This is a genomic window from Chryseobacterium sp. WG23, assembly GCF_024586575.1.
In the GTDB taxonomy this organism is placed as follows: domain Bacteria; phylum Bacteroidota; class Bacteroidia; order Flavobacteriales; family Weeksellaceae; genus Chryseobacterium.
Map to the genome: position 1 here is coordinate 135434 of NZ_JALCZE010000012.1, position 17719 is coordinate 153152.

The following is a 17719-nucleotide window of genomic DNA, read 5'->3' on the forward strand; positions in this document are numbered from 1 at the left end:
GAATATCTAAAACCTTCCAGGCTTATTTATTTGAAGAAAAATGCTTGCTTTAAGCAGTTTAAATCTTTAGATAAAGAAATCCATATAAAATTAAAAAAGTCCTGCGAGATATCACAGGACTTTTTGATTTATTTTCTAGGTTTTTCTACTCCTTTCCATTCATCACCGGCTTTTCTGTACTGGCTTAGAATATAGGTTTTGAAATCTTTTGTTTTATATTCAATATTATCGGTATTCTGCTCAAACGGCATGATATAATAATAATCCAGATCCGTTTTGTCAGACTTGTTTCCTTTTTTAACGGAAGGAACGTATTTAGAGAATTTATAGTTTGGAAGATATTGTCTTAACCTTGTGTAGAATGCTTTATCTTCTTTTTCGTTGGGGATGATATCTACAATGTTGAAATCATCTTTTTTCTTATCAATCCACAGATAGTATGTTTTCTCTTCACCTATATTTCTGTTGTTAGAATTGAAAGCAAACAATTCTTTTGGAACCAGCTCCTTGATTTTTTCCGGATCAACCTTTGTGTAATATTGTCCTTTAGAAGGATCTACATAGGTTTCAAGGTTATACATTAAAACAGAATTGTTTTCAAATTTTTTATTTTTAAAATATTGATTCAATGATAATTCTGCTGTAGCTCTCAATTCTTTACTTCTGTCATCCAGCTTTTTTGTAGGATTCTGAGGGTTTACTTTCTTTACAAACTCATATAATACTACCGGTTTTACATCTTTAAGGTGAGGATACGTTTTAAGCTGTTCTGCTTTTACCAGCCAGTAGAATTGTTGATAATAGTCATCTTTATCAACATCTTTCACACTTTTGTAGGCTAAAGCCAGCTTTTTTGAATTCAGGTATTTGCCAAATTTTCCCTGTCCAAAAGCAAAACTTATAGATAATAAGGCAAACAAAACAGTAAGGTTTCTTCTCATTTTTTTATAATTGATATTTTCGTTTTCCAAATATAATTATTTATTAGATATTATTTTTGATTGTCACCTAAATTCTGTTGATATTGTTGTCGTTAATTCAAAAGAAAATCCTGTATTGCTACAGGATTGATAAATTATTATATGAGAAGCTGGATTGTAAAGGCAGAAATTTAAAAGAAAAAACTCCGATCTGCCTTACATTTCCTATCCCGCTAATGTCAAACTTCGTTCCTAATAAGATGTTTCATGTACTTTTACAGATCTTCCGCTTGGGTCGTTCATTTTTTTGAATGCTTCGTCCCATTCCAGAGCAATAGGAGTGGAGCAGGCTACAGAAGGTACAGAAGGCACTGTTGCAGCTGCAGTTTCACTTGGGAAATGTTCTTCAAAAATAGTTCTGTACCGGTATTCCTCTTTGTTTTGAGGCGTGTTCAGCGGGAACCTGAATTTTGCACTAGCCATCATTTCATCAGTTACTTCTTTTTCTGCTACTTCTTTTAACGTGTCAATCCACGAATATCCTACACCGTCTGAGAATTGTTCTTTCTGTCTCCAGGCGATAGAGGGCGGAAGAAGATCTTCAAATGCTTTTCTCAATACCCATTTTTCAATTTTTCCTTCAGCGGTATTGATCATTTTATCTTTTGGGTTAAGGGTCATCGCAATATCCATGAATTCTTTATCCAGAAAAGGAACTCTGCCTTCTATTCCCCAGCTCATTAATGCTTTATTGGCTCTTAAACAATCGTACAGGTGAAGCTTGCTCAGTTTTCTTACTGTTTCATCATGGAACTCCTTAGCGTCAGGCGCTTTATGGAAATACAAATATCCACCAAAAAGCTCATCAGAACCTTCCCCGGAAAGCACCATTTTGATTCCCATAGATTTGATGACTCTTGCCAAAAGATACATTGGGGTAGAAGCCCTGATGGTTGTTACATCATAGGTTTCCAGGTGATAAATTACATCACGTACAGCATCAAGTCCCTCCTGAACAGTAAAGTTTACTTCATGATGAACAGATCCGATATGTTCTGCTGCTTTTTGTGCAGCCACCAGATCAGGTGATCCTACAAGCCCTACAGCAAAACTGTGAAGTCTTGGATACCATGCTTCCTGGGTGTCTCCACTTTCCACTCTTTGTCTCGCAAATTTCGAAGTAATAGCAGAAATTACGGAAGAATCTAAGCCTCCGGAGAGAAGCACACCATAAGGAACATCACTCATCAATTGTCTGTGGACTGCATCTTCAAGACCCTTTCTGATCTTGGCAATATCAGTTGTATTATCTTTTACATGGTCGAAGCTTTCCCATGCTCTTGTGTACCATTGCTGAAGTTCGCTGCCATCTTTGCTATACACTAAATGTCCCGGTAAAAATGTTTCTATTGTTTTACATACACCTTCCAGTGCCTTTAGCTCGGAAGCTACATAATAATTGCCGTTTTTGTCCCACCCCTGATAAAGAGGACAGATTCCCATATGGTCGCGGGCAATCAGGTGTACTTCGTTTTCAGTATCATATAATGCGAATGCGAAAATCCCATTCAGTTTTTCAACGAAATTTTTTCCGTATTTTCTGTAAAGGGCTAAGATTACTTCACAGTCAGACTGAGTCTGAAATTCATAGTCAGGAAATTCTTCTTTTAATTCTCTATGGTTGTAAATTTCACCGTTTACAGCTAATACTACTTTTCCGTCTTTTGTAAATAAGGGTTGCTTTCCTGAAGTAGGATCCACAATGGCAAGCCTTTCGTGAGAGAAAACTACTTTCTCATCCTGAAATACACCACTCCAATCCGGTCCCCTGTGACGGATTTTTTTTGACATTTCTAAAACCTGAGGCCTTAATATTTCGGTTTTTTGTTTGGCGTCAAATAGACATACAATTCCACACATGTTCTTATTATTTATGAAACAAAAGTAAATGTGTTGTTTATAAATAACAATAAAAAATATTTAAAAGTTAATTTTTTTAATCAAATTGTTATTAAAAAAGAAAAATATTAACTATTTGTGGTAATTTGTGTGTTTTTGATTGATTTTTTTCGTTGGCCAAAGGTATGTAATATCCATATACAAAATAAAAATGACATATTTATTAATATATGGTAATTTATTTAATGAATTTTAACCCTTACTTTGTGGCTCGAAATAATTTTTTTTCATCATTTGTGTTTTTACCTTCTTGCAATTCTCATGCAAGAAGGTTTTGTTTTTATTGTACCCCCAGTAAAACTCCCGAAACATTCCATGAACTGAAACTTGTTCCTTCCGTAGGGCCTTGTGGAATTTTGATCTGTATACTGTGCTTTCCTGGCTTCAGATCGCCAAGAGGAATAAATTCAGGGTTAGTAACCGTTCCGGGGCACCAGTTTGACCTGCTGAGGTCAGAAGAAGAAAGTCCATCCTGGAAATTTCCCGATGCCGGATTGTATAAACGGTAAGAACCACAATCTGTTCTCCATGGAACAAAGGAAAAGACTGTTTTCCCATCCATAGAAACGGTGTTGACCTTAGGCACAAACTCATCACCATTTTCCCAGCCTCCATGGCCGGTAGTGGTATATCTCAGCTGAGCATTCTTTATTTCCTTTTCCAAGGTGAAATCAACCCAAAGACCCTGATCTTTATTAAACATCGTAGAATAATCCTGACCGGCCATTTCCATACTATTTAAGGTATTGAATAAAGGAATAGCCACATTGTTTTTATGAACAGCCTGGTCACTTTTATGGATCGTGATTTCGAGACTTACTTTGTGTCCGCCTTTATCATAATTACCAATAAATACCCCTACCCAAACTTCCTTTCCCGATAAAGAGGGTTTCAACTCTGTAATATCTTGTCTGTACGGATTTATAGTTTGCCAGGTTTTTCCTTTTAATTGGATATGATTAAACTGCCGGATTCCAAAAGGAGTAAAGAATCTCATCATTTCTACGGGCGGATTATAATCTTTTGTGGCCGATACGCCATAGTATTGTTTTCCGTTTCCATTGTCAAAGGCAGGAAGAGTTTTTATCCCCTTCTCTAAACCGTCAAAGAAAGACAAAGCTTTATCTTGTGGAATAAAAAAAACAGTTCCGGTTCTGTCATAGGCATCACCGTTCGATTGCTGCTTCAGCTCTGTGAAAATATTTTCCCCTTCCGCAATAGCAGGAATTTTAATCTTTTTAAGGATGATGGTTCCGTTGGCATATCTTTTTACCTTTTCATCAGATTTGGATTCTTCTGAGAAATTGATCGTTTCCTGATCAAAAACGTTCAATGTTGTAAATCTGCTTTTCCACAGCAGATCTTTATATCCTAATAAATCTGTGGATCGTATAGGGGTATTGATTATTTTTTCAATCCCTGTATTTTTTATTTTCCTGATGGAATTAGCTGTAATTAATGAATTCTTATTCCTCTCAACCTCTAATACCAAACCCAGATCCTGGCCTAAAGCAGATGGCCCGCCTTTAAGGTTTAAATCATTGGTATACCAAACTTCAATAGTATTTGAATTGACTTTGGTAATGGCTTTTTTACAGGTGTAACCCAGGATTTTTTTAGTTTCGCCGGTGAGTTCAAAATTCTGTTTTCCTACAGACTCTGCATCTGAACTGGAAATAATTTCTCCGGGCTTTAAAAAACCATAGGAAACTATTGTATTGGAAGGCCTCTCAATCTTAGTCACCTCAAAAGGATAACTGCTTTTCTGTTCTTTAATGGTGCTGTTTAGAATAAAGCTTTCTTTCCCGCTGGCCCAGACTATTGTGGCTGGCTGATCGGATTGCAGTTTGCCGTTATAGGAACTTACATACTGGATTTCATAAGTCTGCGCAGAAATCAGGCTCATTAAGAAAATGGTGACAATTGAAAAAATAATTCTTATAAACATAAATACACGAATTTGCTGCAAAGTTATTCTAACTTTCCGTAGCATCAAAACGGTTATAATCTATAGAATAAGTGGACAATGGAGTGGAAATGTTACACGCATGCTTCAAAAACAAAAAACTACTCCAAAATGAAGTAGTTTTTTATTTTATATGCAGGGAAAGCTACTAAGATAGTCTTTCAATCAAAGCCATATAGAATCCGTCATACCCTTCACTTGGCATTACTTTTTCGTCCTTGATCATTTTATACCCCGGATTATTTTTTAAGAACTCTTCTACCTGTCCATTGTTTTCAGATGGAAGGATAGAACACGTTGCATAGACCATTTTTCCTCCTATTTTAAGCATTTTGGAGTAATCCTGAAGAATCTGCTGCTGTTCTTTTTTTATTCTGTCTATAAATGCCTGGTCAATTTTCCATTTACTGTCAGGGTTTCTTTTTAAAACGCCAAGACCTGAACAAGGGGCATCAATTAAAAGTCTGTCTGCTTTCTCGTGAAGGCGCTTGATAACTTTATTATCAGCAATCATACGGGTTTCAATATTATGAGCTCCGGCTCTTTTTGCACGACGCTTCAATTCAGCCAGCTTCCATTCAAAGATGTCCAATGCCACAATCTGGCCTTTGTTTTTCATTAATGCTGCCAGGTGAAGTGTTTTTCCACCGGCTCCTGCACAAGCATCAATCACTCTCTGACCTTCTTTTACATCAAGGAAATAACCGATTTTTTGTGAAGACGCATCCTGAACTTCAAATAAACCTTCTTTAAATGCTGTTGTAAGGAACACATTTTTTTTCTCTTCCAGCTGAACAGCATCAGGATAATTCTTGATAGAGAAAGCAGTAACGCCCTCATCAGAAAGATCAGAAATAAGTTCCTTAGTGGTTGTTTTTAAAGAGTTTGTTCTCAGAACAGTAGGCGCCTGCTCATTCAAGGCAAGCATTTCTCTTTCCCATTTAGCCCCTAATTCTTTTTCAAGAGTTTCTGCTAACCATTCAGGAATAGAATGCTCTATTGCTTTTGTAGGAACTGTATTCTTTTTAAGTTTAGTAAGAATGTCAGCAATTTTAATACCGTCAAATTCTTCAAACTTTTTATAGTTGGTCTTGCTCCAAAGCAGGTATGCAATGATAAGTTTATAAATATTGTTGGGCTTTATGCCTTCTCCCATATAGTATTCAAGGCGTTTTTTCCAACGGATGATATTGTAGAAAATCTCGGAAACAACGGCTCTGTCCTGGCTTCCCCATTTTCTGTTAGCTTTTAATAGCCTCTCGATTACTTTATCAGCGTATTTATTTTTCTCGAAAAATGTTTCTTGTAAAGCATCGTGAATTCCGATCGCTAAGTTTCTGTGAATAAGTTCCATAAGTTTGCTTCGCTGTTTTGAATCTGCAAAAATACGAATTAAAGTTGACACTTGAGGTGTTCGGATTTCGGGTTACGAGACTAAGGACGCTAAATCAGGGTTTTATAATCCATGGTTTCAACGGTGAACGATGAATAGTAAATAGATATTTTTGAATAGTGAATTTGCTTTTCTGTCAATTATTTTTTTGAATGTTAGAAAAAATATCTCTTTGGGTAGCTCTAACTTCTATTAGCTGAGGTCTGAAGTCTGAAATCTAACATCTAATATCTGGCATCCAAAATCCTCATCTTGCACCTTGGTCTTGCCTCTATCATGCAAAAAGCTCTACCTTTGCAAAAAATTAAAATATGAGTGATACAGTACTTTGCCCGAAATGCAGCTCGGAGTTTACCTATCCAAGTGATAATATGATGGTATGTTCCCAGTGTTTCTATGAATGGAATCCCGAAGAAGTAGCTTCTGAAACAGCTTCGGAAGGAAAAATATTGGATTCAAACGGTAATGAACTTCAGGATGGAGATTCCGTAGTCGTGGTTAAAGATCTTCCTGTAAAAGGAGCGCCAAAACCGGTAAAAGCGGGTACTAAAGTGAAAAATATCCGTTTAAGACCGGGAAGTGATCATAATATCGACTGTAAAATAGATGGTTTTGGAGCAATGGCTTTAAAATCGGAATTTGTAAAGAAAGCGTAAGCTATTGATTTAAGATTGATACTTGTTGTCCGGATATAAAAAAAGGAAAAGATTGGACAGTGTAATCTTTCAATAGACCTAATTGCAAGACTGCTAATGTCTGGTCTAGGAAGGCAGAAAGAGAATTAACCAAAAATTTCCTTATGCTGTGGAAATACAAATGTAAGAAAAAGTTTCATAAACAGTTTCTTATATTTGTATTTTTTTTATCCACAAATTGTGGATAAGTATAAGATTATCTTTGAGTTATATATTGAATAAGACTGCTGGTAAAGCAAATAGAGCAGGTGAATAAAAGACAGTAAAACAGACTTATTTTATTGAATTTATTTACTGAAACGATATCGTAATGGTACCTGCTAATTTTTCATCAGTATAGATGGTCAGTTCCTTATCCTTTGCCCTAATTTTGTTCCAATAATAATTTCCTGCAAAGCGGCTTTCAAGCACTTCAGCATTAAGCCCATTTTGGGAGATTCTTATTTCTTTGGGATAATAAGAAAACTTGGATAATCCAAACGTCCGGGCTTCATCTTCACTGAAGATATTCACTTCACCAAATAGCTTGGCAACATAAGAGTTATAAGGTTTTCTGTAAGTCTCTTCCGGACTGTCATTCTGAATTAACCTTCCGTCCTGAAGAATAACAATCTGATCAAGCCATGGCATAATATCCTGAAGTTCGTGGGTAGAAATAACCAAAGAAATACCTTGCTGTTTTACATATCGGAAAAGCCGCTCACGAAGCTCTATTTTTCTTGGAAAATCAAGATTGCTGAACGGTTCATCCAGGATAAGCAGTTTCGGCAGTACAGAAAGTGCTCTGGCAATGGCAACTCTCTGCTGTTGTCCTCCGCTTAAATTTTTTGGAAGTACATGGGCAAATTCCTGAAGTCCTACCACTTCCAGGAGTTCTATTACCGTTTCTTTTTTTTGAGTTAAATTGATATTAGAAATAAATTTCCCTACATTTTCGGCTACTGTGGCATAAGGCATAAGGTCAAAATTCTGTGCTACAAATTTCATCTCGGCTTCTCCTGGAACAAGATTTCCTTTAGGACCTAAAAGCCGTTTTCCATTAAAAATGATCTCGCCACTTTCCCAATCAAAAAGCCCGTAAACAAGACTGAGAAGGGTAGATTTTCCGCATCCGCTTTCTCCTGCAAGGGCAATAATTCTGTTCTCTTCAAACCTCAGGTTAAGGTTTTGAAACAGGGGATTATCTTTGGTGTAGGAGAAAAATAAATTGTTAATTTCTAATAGCATATTACAAATGTAAGGTTTTTATGAAAACACATTTTTTTTTATTATATTAGCGGGACTAATAAAAATATATCAAAGATGAGAAAAAAACTGTTTTCATTAGCTATTCCTGCTTTATTTGTGGCGGCTGTTGTCATTTCTTGTAAAAAAGACAAACCGCTTACCAGTGAAAGTAATGAAGTGACCACTACCAAAGATGGTAGCCAGTATACTTTGGATACGCTAAACAGTAAAGTTGAGTGGAAAGGGTACAAGGTATTTAAATCTGAAAATACCAGTCATTTTGGAACAATCAAGTTTGAAAGTGGTGATGTTACCGTAAAAGATGGAAAACTGGAAAGCGGTAAATTCGTTGCTGATATGAATTCTTTAACTTCCGTGGATTTAAAAGACAGTCCTGAAGATTTAGGGAAATTAAATGGTCATCTTAAAAGTGGTGATTTCTTTGAAGTAGAAAAATTCCCAACAGCCTCCTATGAAATTACAAAAGTAACACCGGCTACAGAAGGTGATTATAATACGCTTTTAGATGGAAACCTAACCATTAAGGGAATTACAAAACCAGTTCAGTTTAAAGCCAATGTTTCTGTAAAAGAAGGCGAGGTAAGCGTAGCAACTGAACCGAAGGATATTAAAAGAGAAGAGTTTGGGGTGAAATTCCAGGCTCCGGCTGAAAACGGTGTTCTTAAAGATGAGGTAACTCTTCAGATCAGCGTTAAAGCTTTAGAAAAGAAATAATTTTTTTATTTAAGTGAAATAAGTGATTGAAGTCTGCCTCCCGAAAAAGAGGCAGATTTTTTTATGAGTCAATTAATAATTAAACTTAAAATCGTATTTTTGCAAAACATTTTGAAAGGGTAAAATAATGATAGAAAAGATAGAAGAACTACTGATCGAGGTAAACGGCTTCAATACTACATCTAAAGAAGAGATAGAAAACTTCCGTATTAAGTACAGCGGTAAGAAAGGAGTTCTTAATGATTTTTACGAAACATTAAAAGAAGTTCCTAACGAGCAGAAGAAAGATTTCGGACAGAAGATCAATACTTTGAAACAGGCAGTAGCTGTAAAATTGGAAGATTTGAAAAATGCTTCCGCATCTTCTGTTGTTGTAGAAAAAGAAGATCTTACAAGACCTGCTTTTCCATTGGATTTGGGTTCAAGACATCCGATCAATCTGGTAAAAAACAGAATTATTGAAATCTTTAAATCTATTGGGTTCGCAGTAGCGGATGGCCCTGAGATTGAAGACGACTGGCATAACTTTACGGCGCTTAATCTTCCAGAATATCACCCGGCAAGAGATATGCAGGATACTTTCTTTATTGAGCAGAATCCGGATATCCTTTTGAGAACACATACTTCTTCTGTACAAACCCGTTATATGGAAGAAAATCAGCCGCCTATCAGAATTTTATCCCCGGGAAGAGTATTCAGAAATGAAGCCATTTCTTCACGTTCTCACTGTATCTTCCACCAGATAGAAGGGTTGTATATTGATGAGAATGTAAGTTTTGCTGATTTAAAACAAACTATTCAGTTCTTTACAACAGAACTTTTCGGAAAGTCTAAAATCAGAATGAGACCTTCTTATTTCCCGTTCACAGAGCCTAGTGCTGAAATTGATGTATATTGGGGATTAAATTCCGAAACCGATTACAGAATAACGAAAGGAACAGGCTGGCTGGAAATTATGGGATGTGGAATGGTAGACCCTGCCGTTCTTAAAAATGTAAATATCGACTCTGAGAAATATTCAGGATATGCATTCGGAATGGGTATTGAAAGAATTACCATGCTTCTTTACCAAATGAGTGATATCAGAATGTTCTTTGAAAATGATATCAGAACATTGGAACAATTTAAATCTCTATAAAAACAAACCTCCGGAATTTCCGGAGGTTTTTGTTTTTAATTACTGACCTAAGAAACAAAACGTAATTAAAAACAGATTTTATTGAAAAATTTACACGTGTCCTGTTTTCTGTAAAAGGGAGAATAGTATTTCTCATTCCTTTATCAGTACAGCATCATTATTCTCCTGCTGTTATCATAAAGACAATCGAAATCCGGCATATATTACATATAAAAATAAAAATGTCTGTAAAAAGAATTACAGACACTTATTGTTTAAAAAACTAATTATATAAAGTTTACTTGGTAAACTTTAATGGATATTTTACATTTTTAAAATCATCAATACTTGCTTTCAGAGATCCTACAGCCAGTTCTGCTTTCAACAGCATGGGGATGTGATTAGCATCATTGGAAACCCACATCGTTACTCCTTCTTTTTCTTTAAATACCCTTCCGCTTTTTACAGACGGAATAATCTTAAGACAGTTGATGGTCCCGAATTTTGTTTTCAGATTTTCTGTTCCGGTAACTTTGAGCTGGAACGGAAACATTTCGTCATCAATCCATACATTCATATTAATTACCGTTCCCACTTTTAATTCGTCCGGTGACTTGCTTCGTAAATAATAAAAAGAGGAAAGCATATCCTGAACTCCTTTTACTGATTTTATAACCTTTGAACCATTGGCAGGCTCTTTTTTATCAGTTAGTATCAATGTATTATTAGCATGATTAAAGGCCGTTTCAAAGTGCTGGCGGTAGCTGCCTTCACGTACATTTCTTACATAAAAGCTTGGCAGCCCTGTTTCTGTATTGATGAAACTTTCGTATAAATCTTCCACCTTAAAAAACGCTTTTACAGCTCCGGTCGTTTTTCCGGTCCCCTTTACATAGAGATGAGGAATGTTTTTGTAGCTGGTTTTCTGGGTGGTAAGGTTAGCACTACCGGCATTCAGAAAGCCATAATGGATTCTGAAAGTAATAGATTCACCATCTGCTATATTGTTAAGCTGGGCCGAGCCCAAAACAAATATAAATACAGCAAAAAGATTTAAGATTTTCTTCATAGTTATGTCATTTACAAAAATATTGCCAAATTTAATATCTTAAAAGATAGATATTTGACAAATCTCAGGTTTTTATTTAGAATCAATTAAATATGCTTCGCATTAAAATTAGTAAATTTGCAGTTACAAGTATAATTAAATTATCTAAACATTATGATAACCACTGATATATTGATCATAGGTGCAGGACCTACAGGACTTTTTGCAGTTTTTGAAGCTGGTTTATTAAAAATGAAGTGCCATATTATTGATGCGCTTCCTCAACCGGGAGGGCAATTGGCAGAACTTTATCCTAAGAAGCCTATTTTCGATATTCCGGGGTATCCTTCAGTGAATGCTGGTGAATTGGTGGATAATCTTATGGAGCAGATCAAACAGTTTCAGCCTGGCTTTACGTTGGGAGAAACGGCTGTTTCTTATACAAAGGTTGATGATGAATGGTTTGAGGTAGTTACAAACAAAGGGACTGTTCACAGATGTAAGGCTATTGCTATTGCAGGTGGATTGGGAACTTTTGAGCCTAGAAAACCTACTTTTGAAAATATCGCTGATTATGAGGAAAAAGGACTTGAATATTTCGTTAAAGAACCTGAACACTTCAGAAATAAGAAAGTTGTCATTGCCGGTGGTGGAGATTCTGCTCTTGACTGGAGTATTTTCCTTTCTAATGTAGCCAGTGAAGTTACTTTGGTCCACCGAAGAAACGAATTCAGAGGAGCTTTGGATTCTGTAGAAAAAGTACAGGATTTAAAGAACCAGGGGAAAATCAAATTAATTACTCCTGCTGAAGTTATCGGTATTAAAGGTGACGGAAAAGTAGAAGGGATCACAGTACAAAAAGATGGTGAGGAAGCTTATGATCTTGAAACAGATTATTTTATTCCATTATTCGGGTTAACTCCAAAATTGGGTGAGATCGGAAACTGGGGATTACATATTGAGAAAAATGCAATCGTTGTTAATAACGCTCTTGATTACCAAACGAATATTGAAGGTATTTATGCTATCGGAGATATCAATACCTATCCTGGAAAACTGAAGTTAATTCTTTGTGGGTTCCATGAAGCTACATTGATGTGTCAAAGTGTTTACAACAGATTAAATCCAGGTAAAAAATTCGTGTTGAAATATACAACGGTAAGTGGAGTAGACGGATTTGACGGAAGCCGTAAAGAAGCAGAGAAGGCTGTTGTGAAAAAAATTGACTAATTTTGCAGAATTATGTCAGATGTTAATATTAAAATCACCGATAGAGAAGGTGTAAGCCACGATGTTATTGCTCCTACGGATATGTCCATGAATCTAATGGAAATTATCCGTTCGTATGAATTGGCTGAAGAAGGGACTATTGGTGTATGTGGTGGAATGGCGATGTGTGCTTCCTGCCAGGTGTATGTAATAAATGATCCGGGTTTAGAGCCAATGGGAGATGAAGAAGATGCTATGCTGGCTGAAGCTTTCCATGTGAAAGACAATAGTAGATTAGGATGTCAGTTACATATTGCAGATGCAATGGAAGGACTTGAAGTGGAAATTGCCCCTTATCCTTAGAAAATATTTTTTAATCTTAATAAAACCCCGCCCGAAGTCATTCGGGCGGGGTTTGTTTTTATCAGTTATTTACTTTTTATTTCTTAGCCGGCTGAAATTTCGGATGTCCTACCTGCCATAATGCAAAAGCAAAAATGTCAGCATATTCTTTGAAGACTACATCCAAATCACTTGTGAAATGGCCATTCTCATAATTGATATACAATAAAACGGGCTTCTCAGATGCTGTACTGTTTTGTAGCACTGCCGCCAATTTTGCAGGCTCCCAAGGGGTAATTCTGGAATCATTCATTCCGGTACGGATAATTACTGCGGGATATTTTACTCCTTTTTTAACCTTGCTTTGCACATCCATTTCGAGAAGGGGCTTGATATCTTCAGCCTTTTTTAAACTTCCGACTTCCGGAATCTGGTTGGCACCATTGGCTGAGTTTTGAGAGCGAAGAACATTCGTCATTCCTACTTCAGCGATAGCAACAGCAAATAAATCTGGTCTTTCCGTAATGGCTCTTCCGATTAGAACACCTCCCATACTGGCTCCGTTACCAATTAATTTTGAAGGAGAAGTATATTTTTGGTCAACAAGATATTCTGAACAGGCAATGAAATCTTTCCACGTATTAGGTTTTTTAGCTTTCATTCCGTCTGTATGCCAGTTTTCACCTTTTTCTCCACCTCCTCTCACATGGGCAATAGCAATGACTACACCTTGTTCCAGCAGTACAGACAGTTTGTTAGAGAAACGTGGAGTATAAGAGATCCCATAGCCACCATATCCGGTGATATAAGCAGGTGTGCTGCCATCCATTTTCATGTTTTTGGGATAGATAATGGAAAGAGGAACCATAGTGCCATCGTGGCTTTTTACTTCCACTTCTTTTATTTCATATGATGCATTGTAATCCGGGTAATTGCTATCGCCATTAAAGTATTTACTTTTTATAACTTTCCCGTTCTGAGGGCTATATTCGTAGAAAGTATTGGGACTAAGCCAGCTGCTGTTATTGCACTGTAAATTGTCATTTTCACGGGAATTAAGAGAGCTGGAGCTATTAATTCCAACAGGTAATGGTACCTTTTTTATGGCCAGTGTTTTAAGATCAATCTGATATTTATCCTGAGTAATGCCATTGTTTAAAGCATAGAATAAATAATTTTTAGAATTGTGTATGGACTGGATTGTGGTATTGGCTTCAGGAACAATAATTTTGGCATTATCAAAGTCAGGGTTTGACAGGCTTGTAAGTCCTATTTTGTAATTCGGTGCGTTTTTATGGCTAAGGAAAAATAATTGATCCCCTTTAATAAAGGTTTGAACAATATCGTCTGAAGCTTTTACAATCTGTTTCCATGTGATTTTTTTATCCTTTAAGGCAGAGTAAGGGGTATAGAACTGGGGACTTTCCAATTTGGTAGAGCCTATATTAAGTAAGATGTATTGGTAATCTTCAGAAAACTCAACCATTGGGAACTGTTCTGTCAGCATGTTGGTTTCAGGATTGGCCTCCCTTGATGCCAGTACTATATCCTGATCAGAAGGAGTTCCAATCTTGTGCAGCATTGCTTTCATTTCTTTCAGGAGCATATTGCTGTTGGGATCTCCGGTACTCATCTTGGTATAAATAATAGACTGGGCATCCGGGGTAAACTCAAAGTTAAATTCACTCCAGATAGGGCTGAGCGTGTCGTCGAGTATCTTTTTTGTCTGTAAGTTGAGAATCTTTAGCTCACAAATTTCACCGCCGGATTGGGAGAATAGCAATGCTATTTTATTGCCTTTGGAATCTATTGTAAAATTAGTGATCTGGGCATTCTTTTTATACGTTTCGGGATCAAAGATCAATGTTTCTTTTCCTGTAGAAATATCCCGGGTATACAGCTTGGAGAGTTTCTCATTCTTTTTTGTTTTAATATAGAAATAAGAATTTCCCCTTTGCTTCGCATAGCCGTAAGAGTCACCGCCCATTTCCTGAACCTGCTTCATACGGTTATACAGGGCATCACGATTAGGGATTTTATCAATAATAATATGGCTGTAGTCTGACTCGGCCTTAAACCAAGTTTTTACTTCAGGACTTTTCAGGTCTTCCAGCCATTGGTAATTGTCAGTAATCTTTGTTCCAAAATAATCATCCGTTACAGGTTTTTCCGGAGTTTTTGGGTAATTATATTGGGCAAAACCGATCTGGCTTACCAATAGACAGCCTGTTAGAAATATATTTTTCATGGTTTTATTTCTTTTGATAGTGATAAAATTTTAATTACAAAAATACTAAACTATGTCTAAGAAATGGTGATAGATATATAAAAAGAAGGAATACTCTAAAAATATTCCTTCTTTTTATAATTAAACTTCCTCTTTAGAAATCCATTTTCCAACCGTAGGAGGCTGGTAATTTTCCATTTTTTCCAGCAGGTCATCAATCGTATTACTGATCAGAAGCATATCTTTGTTAACCTGTTTTAAAAAGCCTTTATTGACCATATTTTGAACCAATTTGATCAGATCATCATAAAAATCATCAATATTCAAAATACCAATGGGCTTTTTGTGAAGCCCGAGCTGTGCCCAGGTAATCATCTCGAAAAATTCTTCCAACGTTCCATAGCCGCCGGGAAGGACAATAACCCCATCGCAAAGCTCATTCATTTTAGTTTTTCTTTCGTGCATCGTTTCTACCAGAATAAGCTCAGTTAAGTTCTTATGAGCAATTTCCTTGGATTGCAAAAATTGAGGAAGAACCCCTGTTACTTTTCCGTTTTCACTTAAAGTACCATTGGCTATTGATCCCATTAAACCTGTTTCCGAACCGCCATAAATCAATTGGATATTTTTCTTGGCTAAGGTTTGCCCAAGTAAAAAAGCCTGTTCTTCATAAATTTTATCTGACCCGAAACTTGAGCCACAGAAAACTGTTATACTTTTCATACTTAAATGCTTTTTTATAAAATTAAAAATATCCAAAATCAAGCGACTTTGGATATTCAATATAGTTATTTTACTATTTTATTTTTGTGGAATATTAGCTAGAATATCCTTCAAGAAGCTCCAGAATTTCTGAGCAGAAGGAATATTAGCCTTTTCATCTGGAGAGTGTGCTCCTCTGATGGTTGGCCCGAAGCTTACCATTTCCATATCAGGATAGTTGGCTCCGATAATACCACATTCCAACCCTGCATGACAAGCTACTACATGAGGTTTCTCACTGAATTTTTCTGTGTAGATTTTCTCCATGAGCTTTACGATCTCTGATCCCGGTTTTGGTTTCCATCCCGGATAAGAACCGCTGAATACAACATCCATTCCAGCTAGCTCTGCTACAGATTTTAATTGCTCTGCTACAGAATATTTAGAAGAATCTACAGAAGATCTTGTCAGGTTTAAGATTTTAAGTTCACCCCCTTTTAATTCAACTCTTGCTACATTATTAGACGCTTCTACAAGATCTGCAACATCCGGGCTCATTCTGTAGACCCCGTTATGCAGCGACTTCAGTGTAAGAATTACTTTTTTGGAATCAGCTTCAGAAATAGCTTTGTCAGATGAGGTAGAAATTTCAATATTAATCTGAATTCCAGGTTCCACTGTTGCGAATTCTTCTAAGATATCTTTTTTTAGTAACGTTGTTTCTTCTATAAATTCCTGAGCATTTCTTACCGCAATAATGGCAACACCTTCTCTTGGAATAGCATTTCTCAATCCACCGCTGTCGATAGAGATCAATTCAATATTTTGTTTCTCTAAACCGCTGTAAAGAAGTCTTCCCAGAATAATATTTGAATTTCCGAATCCTTTGTGGATATCCATTCCGGAGTGTCCTCCCTGTAATCCTTTTACTTCAATTCTTACTGTTTGCCCTTTTGGAGCTTCTGTGGCATAGTTTTGAGTAATGGTAACATCTACACCTCCTGCACAACCGATGTCAATCTCATCATCTTCTTCCGTATCAAGGTTCAGTAAAATTTCCCCTTTTAACTGGCCCGGCTTTAATCCTATAGCTCCGGTCATTCCTGTTTCTTCATCAATAGTGAATAAAGCTTCCAAAGCAGGGTGTGGGATATCTGAACTTTCAAGAATAGACATAATTGTAGCTACCCCCAAACCGTTATCAGCTCCTAAAGTTGTTCCTTTTGCTTTTACCCAGTCACCATCAATTTCCATTTTGATACCTTCTGTTTCAAAATCAAAATTGACATCATTATTCTTTTGACAAACCATATCCAGATGTGATTGCAACACAATAGATTTACGGTTTTCCATTCCTGCAGTAGCCGGTTTCTTGATAATTACGTTTCCTACTTCATCTACAGTAGTTTCCAGTCCAAGGTCTTCACCAAATCCTTTGATGAAAGCAATTACTTTTTCTTCTTTTTTTGATGGTCTTGGAACTGCATTTAATTTGGAAAAGTTTTTCCAGATTATCTGCGGTTCTATATTAGATAATGCCATTGAAATTTATTTTTCTCAAATTTACGAAATTAAAAATGCTTCCGTAGGATACAGAAGCATTTTTTATGAATTGTAAATGAGCCAAAACCTAATTTGTGAACCGGCCTTTTACCCTTTTTGTTGTATTAGCATCCACATTCTCCGTAGATAGGTGTTGTGAAAACCGTTCCATCCGGTTTTTCAATCGTCAGCGTACCTTCAAATAGTAAAGCTTCTTCGCCTTTTATTTTTTTACCTTTTACAGAGATCTTATAATCATCATTTTCTATTTCTTTGGTCAGTTCTTCATCCACTTCCATATCGCTTGAAGAGATCAGATTCATAGCCAGCCTTTTACCGTCAAGCTTCATATAAGCGGTTTTTCCGGCATCATCAGCATAGATATATTTTTCAGCTTCAAAATCAGCTTTGTTAATGGCAAAATAACATGAACATTCTTTAATTTCTTTTGGAAAAGATATATTTCCAACCAGGATTTTTCCTGAAGATGTATCTGTTGCAGCAGAATCTTTCACAATGCTTAAAGAATCGGCTGGAGGGATCCCTGAAACAGTTTCTTTATCCTTTTTACAGGCTACTAGCAGAAACGCAGAGAAAAAAATGATTAGGTATTTCATTGGTTTGTGGTTTTATATTC

The 17719-nt window shown here is 36.3% G+C and carries 15 protein-coding genes; 5 read left to right on the forward strand and 10 right to left on the reverse strand.

The features are described from left to right. Window positions 1–128: 128 nt before the first annotated feature. The 4 genes from MP477_RS18275 to MP477_RS18290 form a co-directional block, all read right to left on the reverse strand. The gene (locus MP477_RS18275) at window positions 129–971 is read right to left on the reverse strand and encodes a hypothetical protein (protein WP_257191506.1); all 843 of its coding nucleotides are present in this window, start codon (window positions 969–971) and stop codon (window positions 129–131) included. A gap of 201 nt (window positions 972–1172) precedes the next feature. Continuing rightward, complete coding sequence (asnB, locus tag MP477_RS18280; protein ID WP_257191507.1) at window positions 1173–2840, reverse strand: asparagine synthase B; 1668 nt, start codon at window positions 2838–2840, stop codon at window positions 1173–1175. Between the two features lie 319 nt (window positions 2841–3159). Next, window positions 3160–4827, reverse strand: coding sequence for a GLPGLI family protein (locus MP477_RS18285; protein ID WP_257191508.1), 1668 nt, complete (start codon window positions 4825–4827; stop codon window positions 3160–3162). A 166-nt stretch (window positions 4828–4993) separates the two neighbouring features. After that, complete coding sequence (locus tag MP477_RS18290) at window positions 4994–6199, reverse strand: RsmB/NOP family class I SAM-dependent RNA methyltransferase (protein ID WP_257191509.1); 1206 nt, start codon at window positions 6197–6199, stop codon at window positions 4994–4996. 350 nt (window positions 6200–6549) lie between these two features. Between MP477_RS18290 and MP477_RS18295 the strand changes: the two genes are divergently transcribed. Further along, window positions 6550–6894, forward strand: a complete 345-nt coding sequence (locus MP477_RS18295; RefSeq protein WP_047495223.1) for a zinc ribbon domain-containing protein YjdM — start codon at window positions 6550–6552, stop codon at window positions 6892–6894. 330 nt (window positions 6895–7224) lie between these two features. Here MP477_RS18295 and MP477_RS18300 read toward each other — a convergent pair whose 3' ends face one another. Continuing rightward, window positions 7225–8160, reverse strand: coding sequence for an ABC transporter ATP-binding protein (locus MP477_RS18300; RefSeq protein ID WP_257191510.1), 936 nt, complete (start codon window positions 8158–8160; stop codon window positions 7225–7227). A gap of 75 nt (window positions 8161–8235) precedes the next feature. On the opposite strand from MP477_RS18300, the gene MP477_RS18305 reads away from it, so the two are divergent. Both MP477_RS18305 and pheS read left to right on the forward strand, forming a co-directional pair. Continuing rightward, the gene (locus tag MP477_RS18305; RefSeq protein ID WP_230038869.1) at window positions 8236–8895 is read left to right on the forward strand and encodes a YceI family protein; all 660 of its coding nucleotides are present in this window, start codon (window positions 8236–8238) and stop codon (window positions 8893–8895) included. 127 nt (window positions 8896–9022) lie between these two features. Further along, window positions 9023–10033, forward strand: a complete 1011-nt coding sequence (gene pheS, locus MP477_RS18310) for a phenylalanine--tRNA ligase subunit alpha (protein ID WP_230038871.1) — start codon at window positions 9023–9025, stop codon at window positions 10031–10033. 277 nt (window positions 10034–10310) lie between these two features. Here pheS and MP477_RS18315 read toward each other — a convergent pair whose 3' ends face one another. After that, window positions 10311–11081 (reverse strand): DUF3108 domain-containing protein, encoded by a 771-nt coding sequence (locus MP477_RS18315; RefSeq protein ID WP_230038873.1) that lies wholly within the window; start codon window positions 11079–11081, stop codon window positions 10311–10313. A 153-nt stretch (window positions 11082–11234) separates the two neighbouring features. Here MP477_RS18315 and MP477_RS18320 point away from each other — a divergent pair, with 153 nt between their 5' ends. Continuing rightward, window positions 11235–12290, forward strand: coding sequence for an NAD(P)/FAD-dependent oxidoreductase (locus MP477_RS18320; RefSeq protein ID WP_257191511.1), 1056 nt, complete (start codon window positions 11235–11237; stop codon window positions 12288–12290). A 12-nt stretch (window positions 12291–12302) separates the two neighbouring features. Continuing rightward, the gene (locus tag MP477_RS18325) at window positions 12303–12632 is read left to right on the forward strand and encodes a 2Fe-2S iron-sulfur cluster-binding protein (protein ID WP_230038877.1); all 330 of its coding nucleotides are present in this window, start codon (window positions 12303–12305) and stop codon (window positions 12630–12632) included. Between the two features lie 76 nt (window positions 12633–12708). Here the strand turns inward: MP477_RS18325 and MP477_RS18330 are convergent, their stop codons facing one another. The 4 genes from MP477_RS18330 to MP477_RS18345 all read right to left on the reverse strand — a co-directional run bounded on the left by MP477_RS18330 (window position 12709) and on the right by MP477_RS18345 (window position 17699). After that, window positions 12709–14859 (reverse strand): prolyl oligopeptidase family serine peptidase, encoded by a 2151-nt coding sequence (locus MP477_RS18330; protein ID WP_257191512.1) that lies wholly within the window; start codon window positions 14857–14859, stop codon window positions 12709–12711. Between the two features lie 120 nt (window positions 14860–14979). Next, window positions 14980–15561 (reverse strand): TIGR00730 family Rossman fold protein, encoded by a 582-nt coding sequence (locus tag MP477_RS18335; protein ID WP_257191513.1) that lies wholly within the window; start codon window positions 15559–15561, stop codon window positions 14980–14982. 78 nt (window positions 15562–15639) lie between these two features. Beyond that, window positions 15640–17082, reverse strand: coding sequence for an aminoacyl-histidine dipeptidase (locus tag MP477_RS18340; RefSeq protein ID WP_257191514.1), 1443 nt, complete (start codon window positions 17080–17082; stop codon window positions 15640–15642). Window positions 17083–17207: 125 nt separating this feature from the next. Further along, window positions 17208–17699, reverse strand: coding sequence for a hypothetical protein (locus MP477_RS18345; RefSeq protein WP_257191515.1), 492 nt, complete (start codon window positions 17697–17699; stop codon window positions 17208–17210). Window positions 17700–17719: the final 20 nt, after the last annotated feature.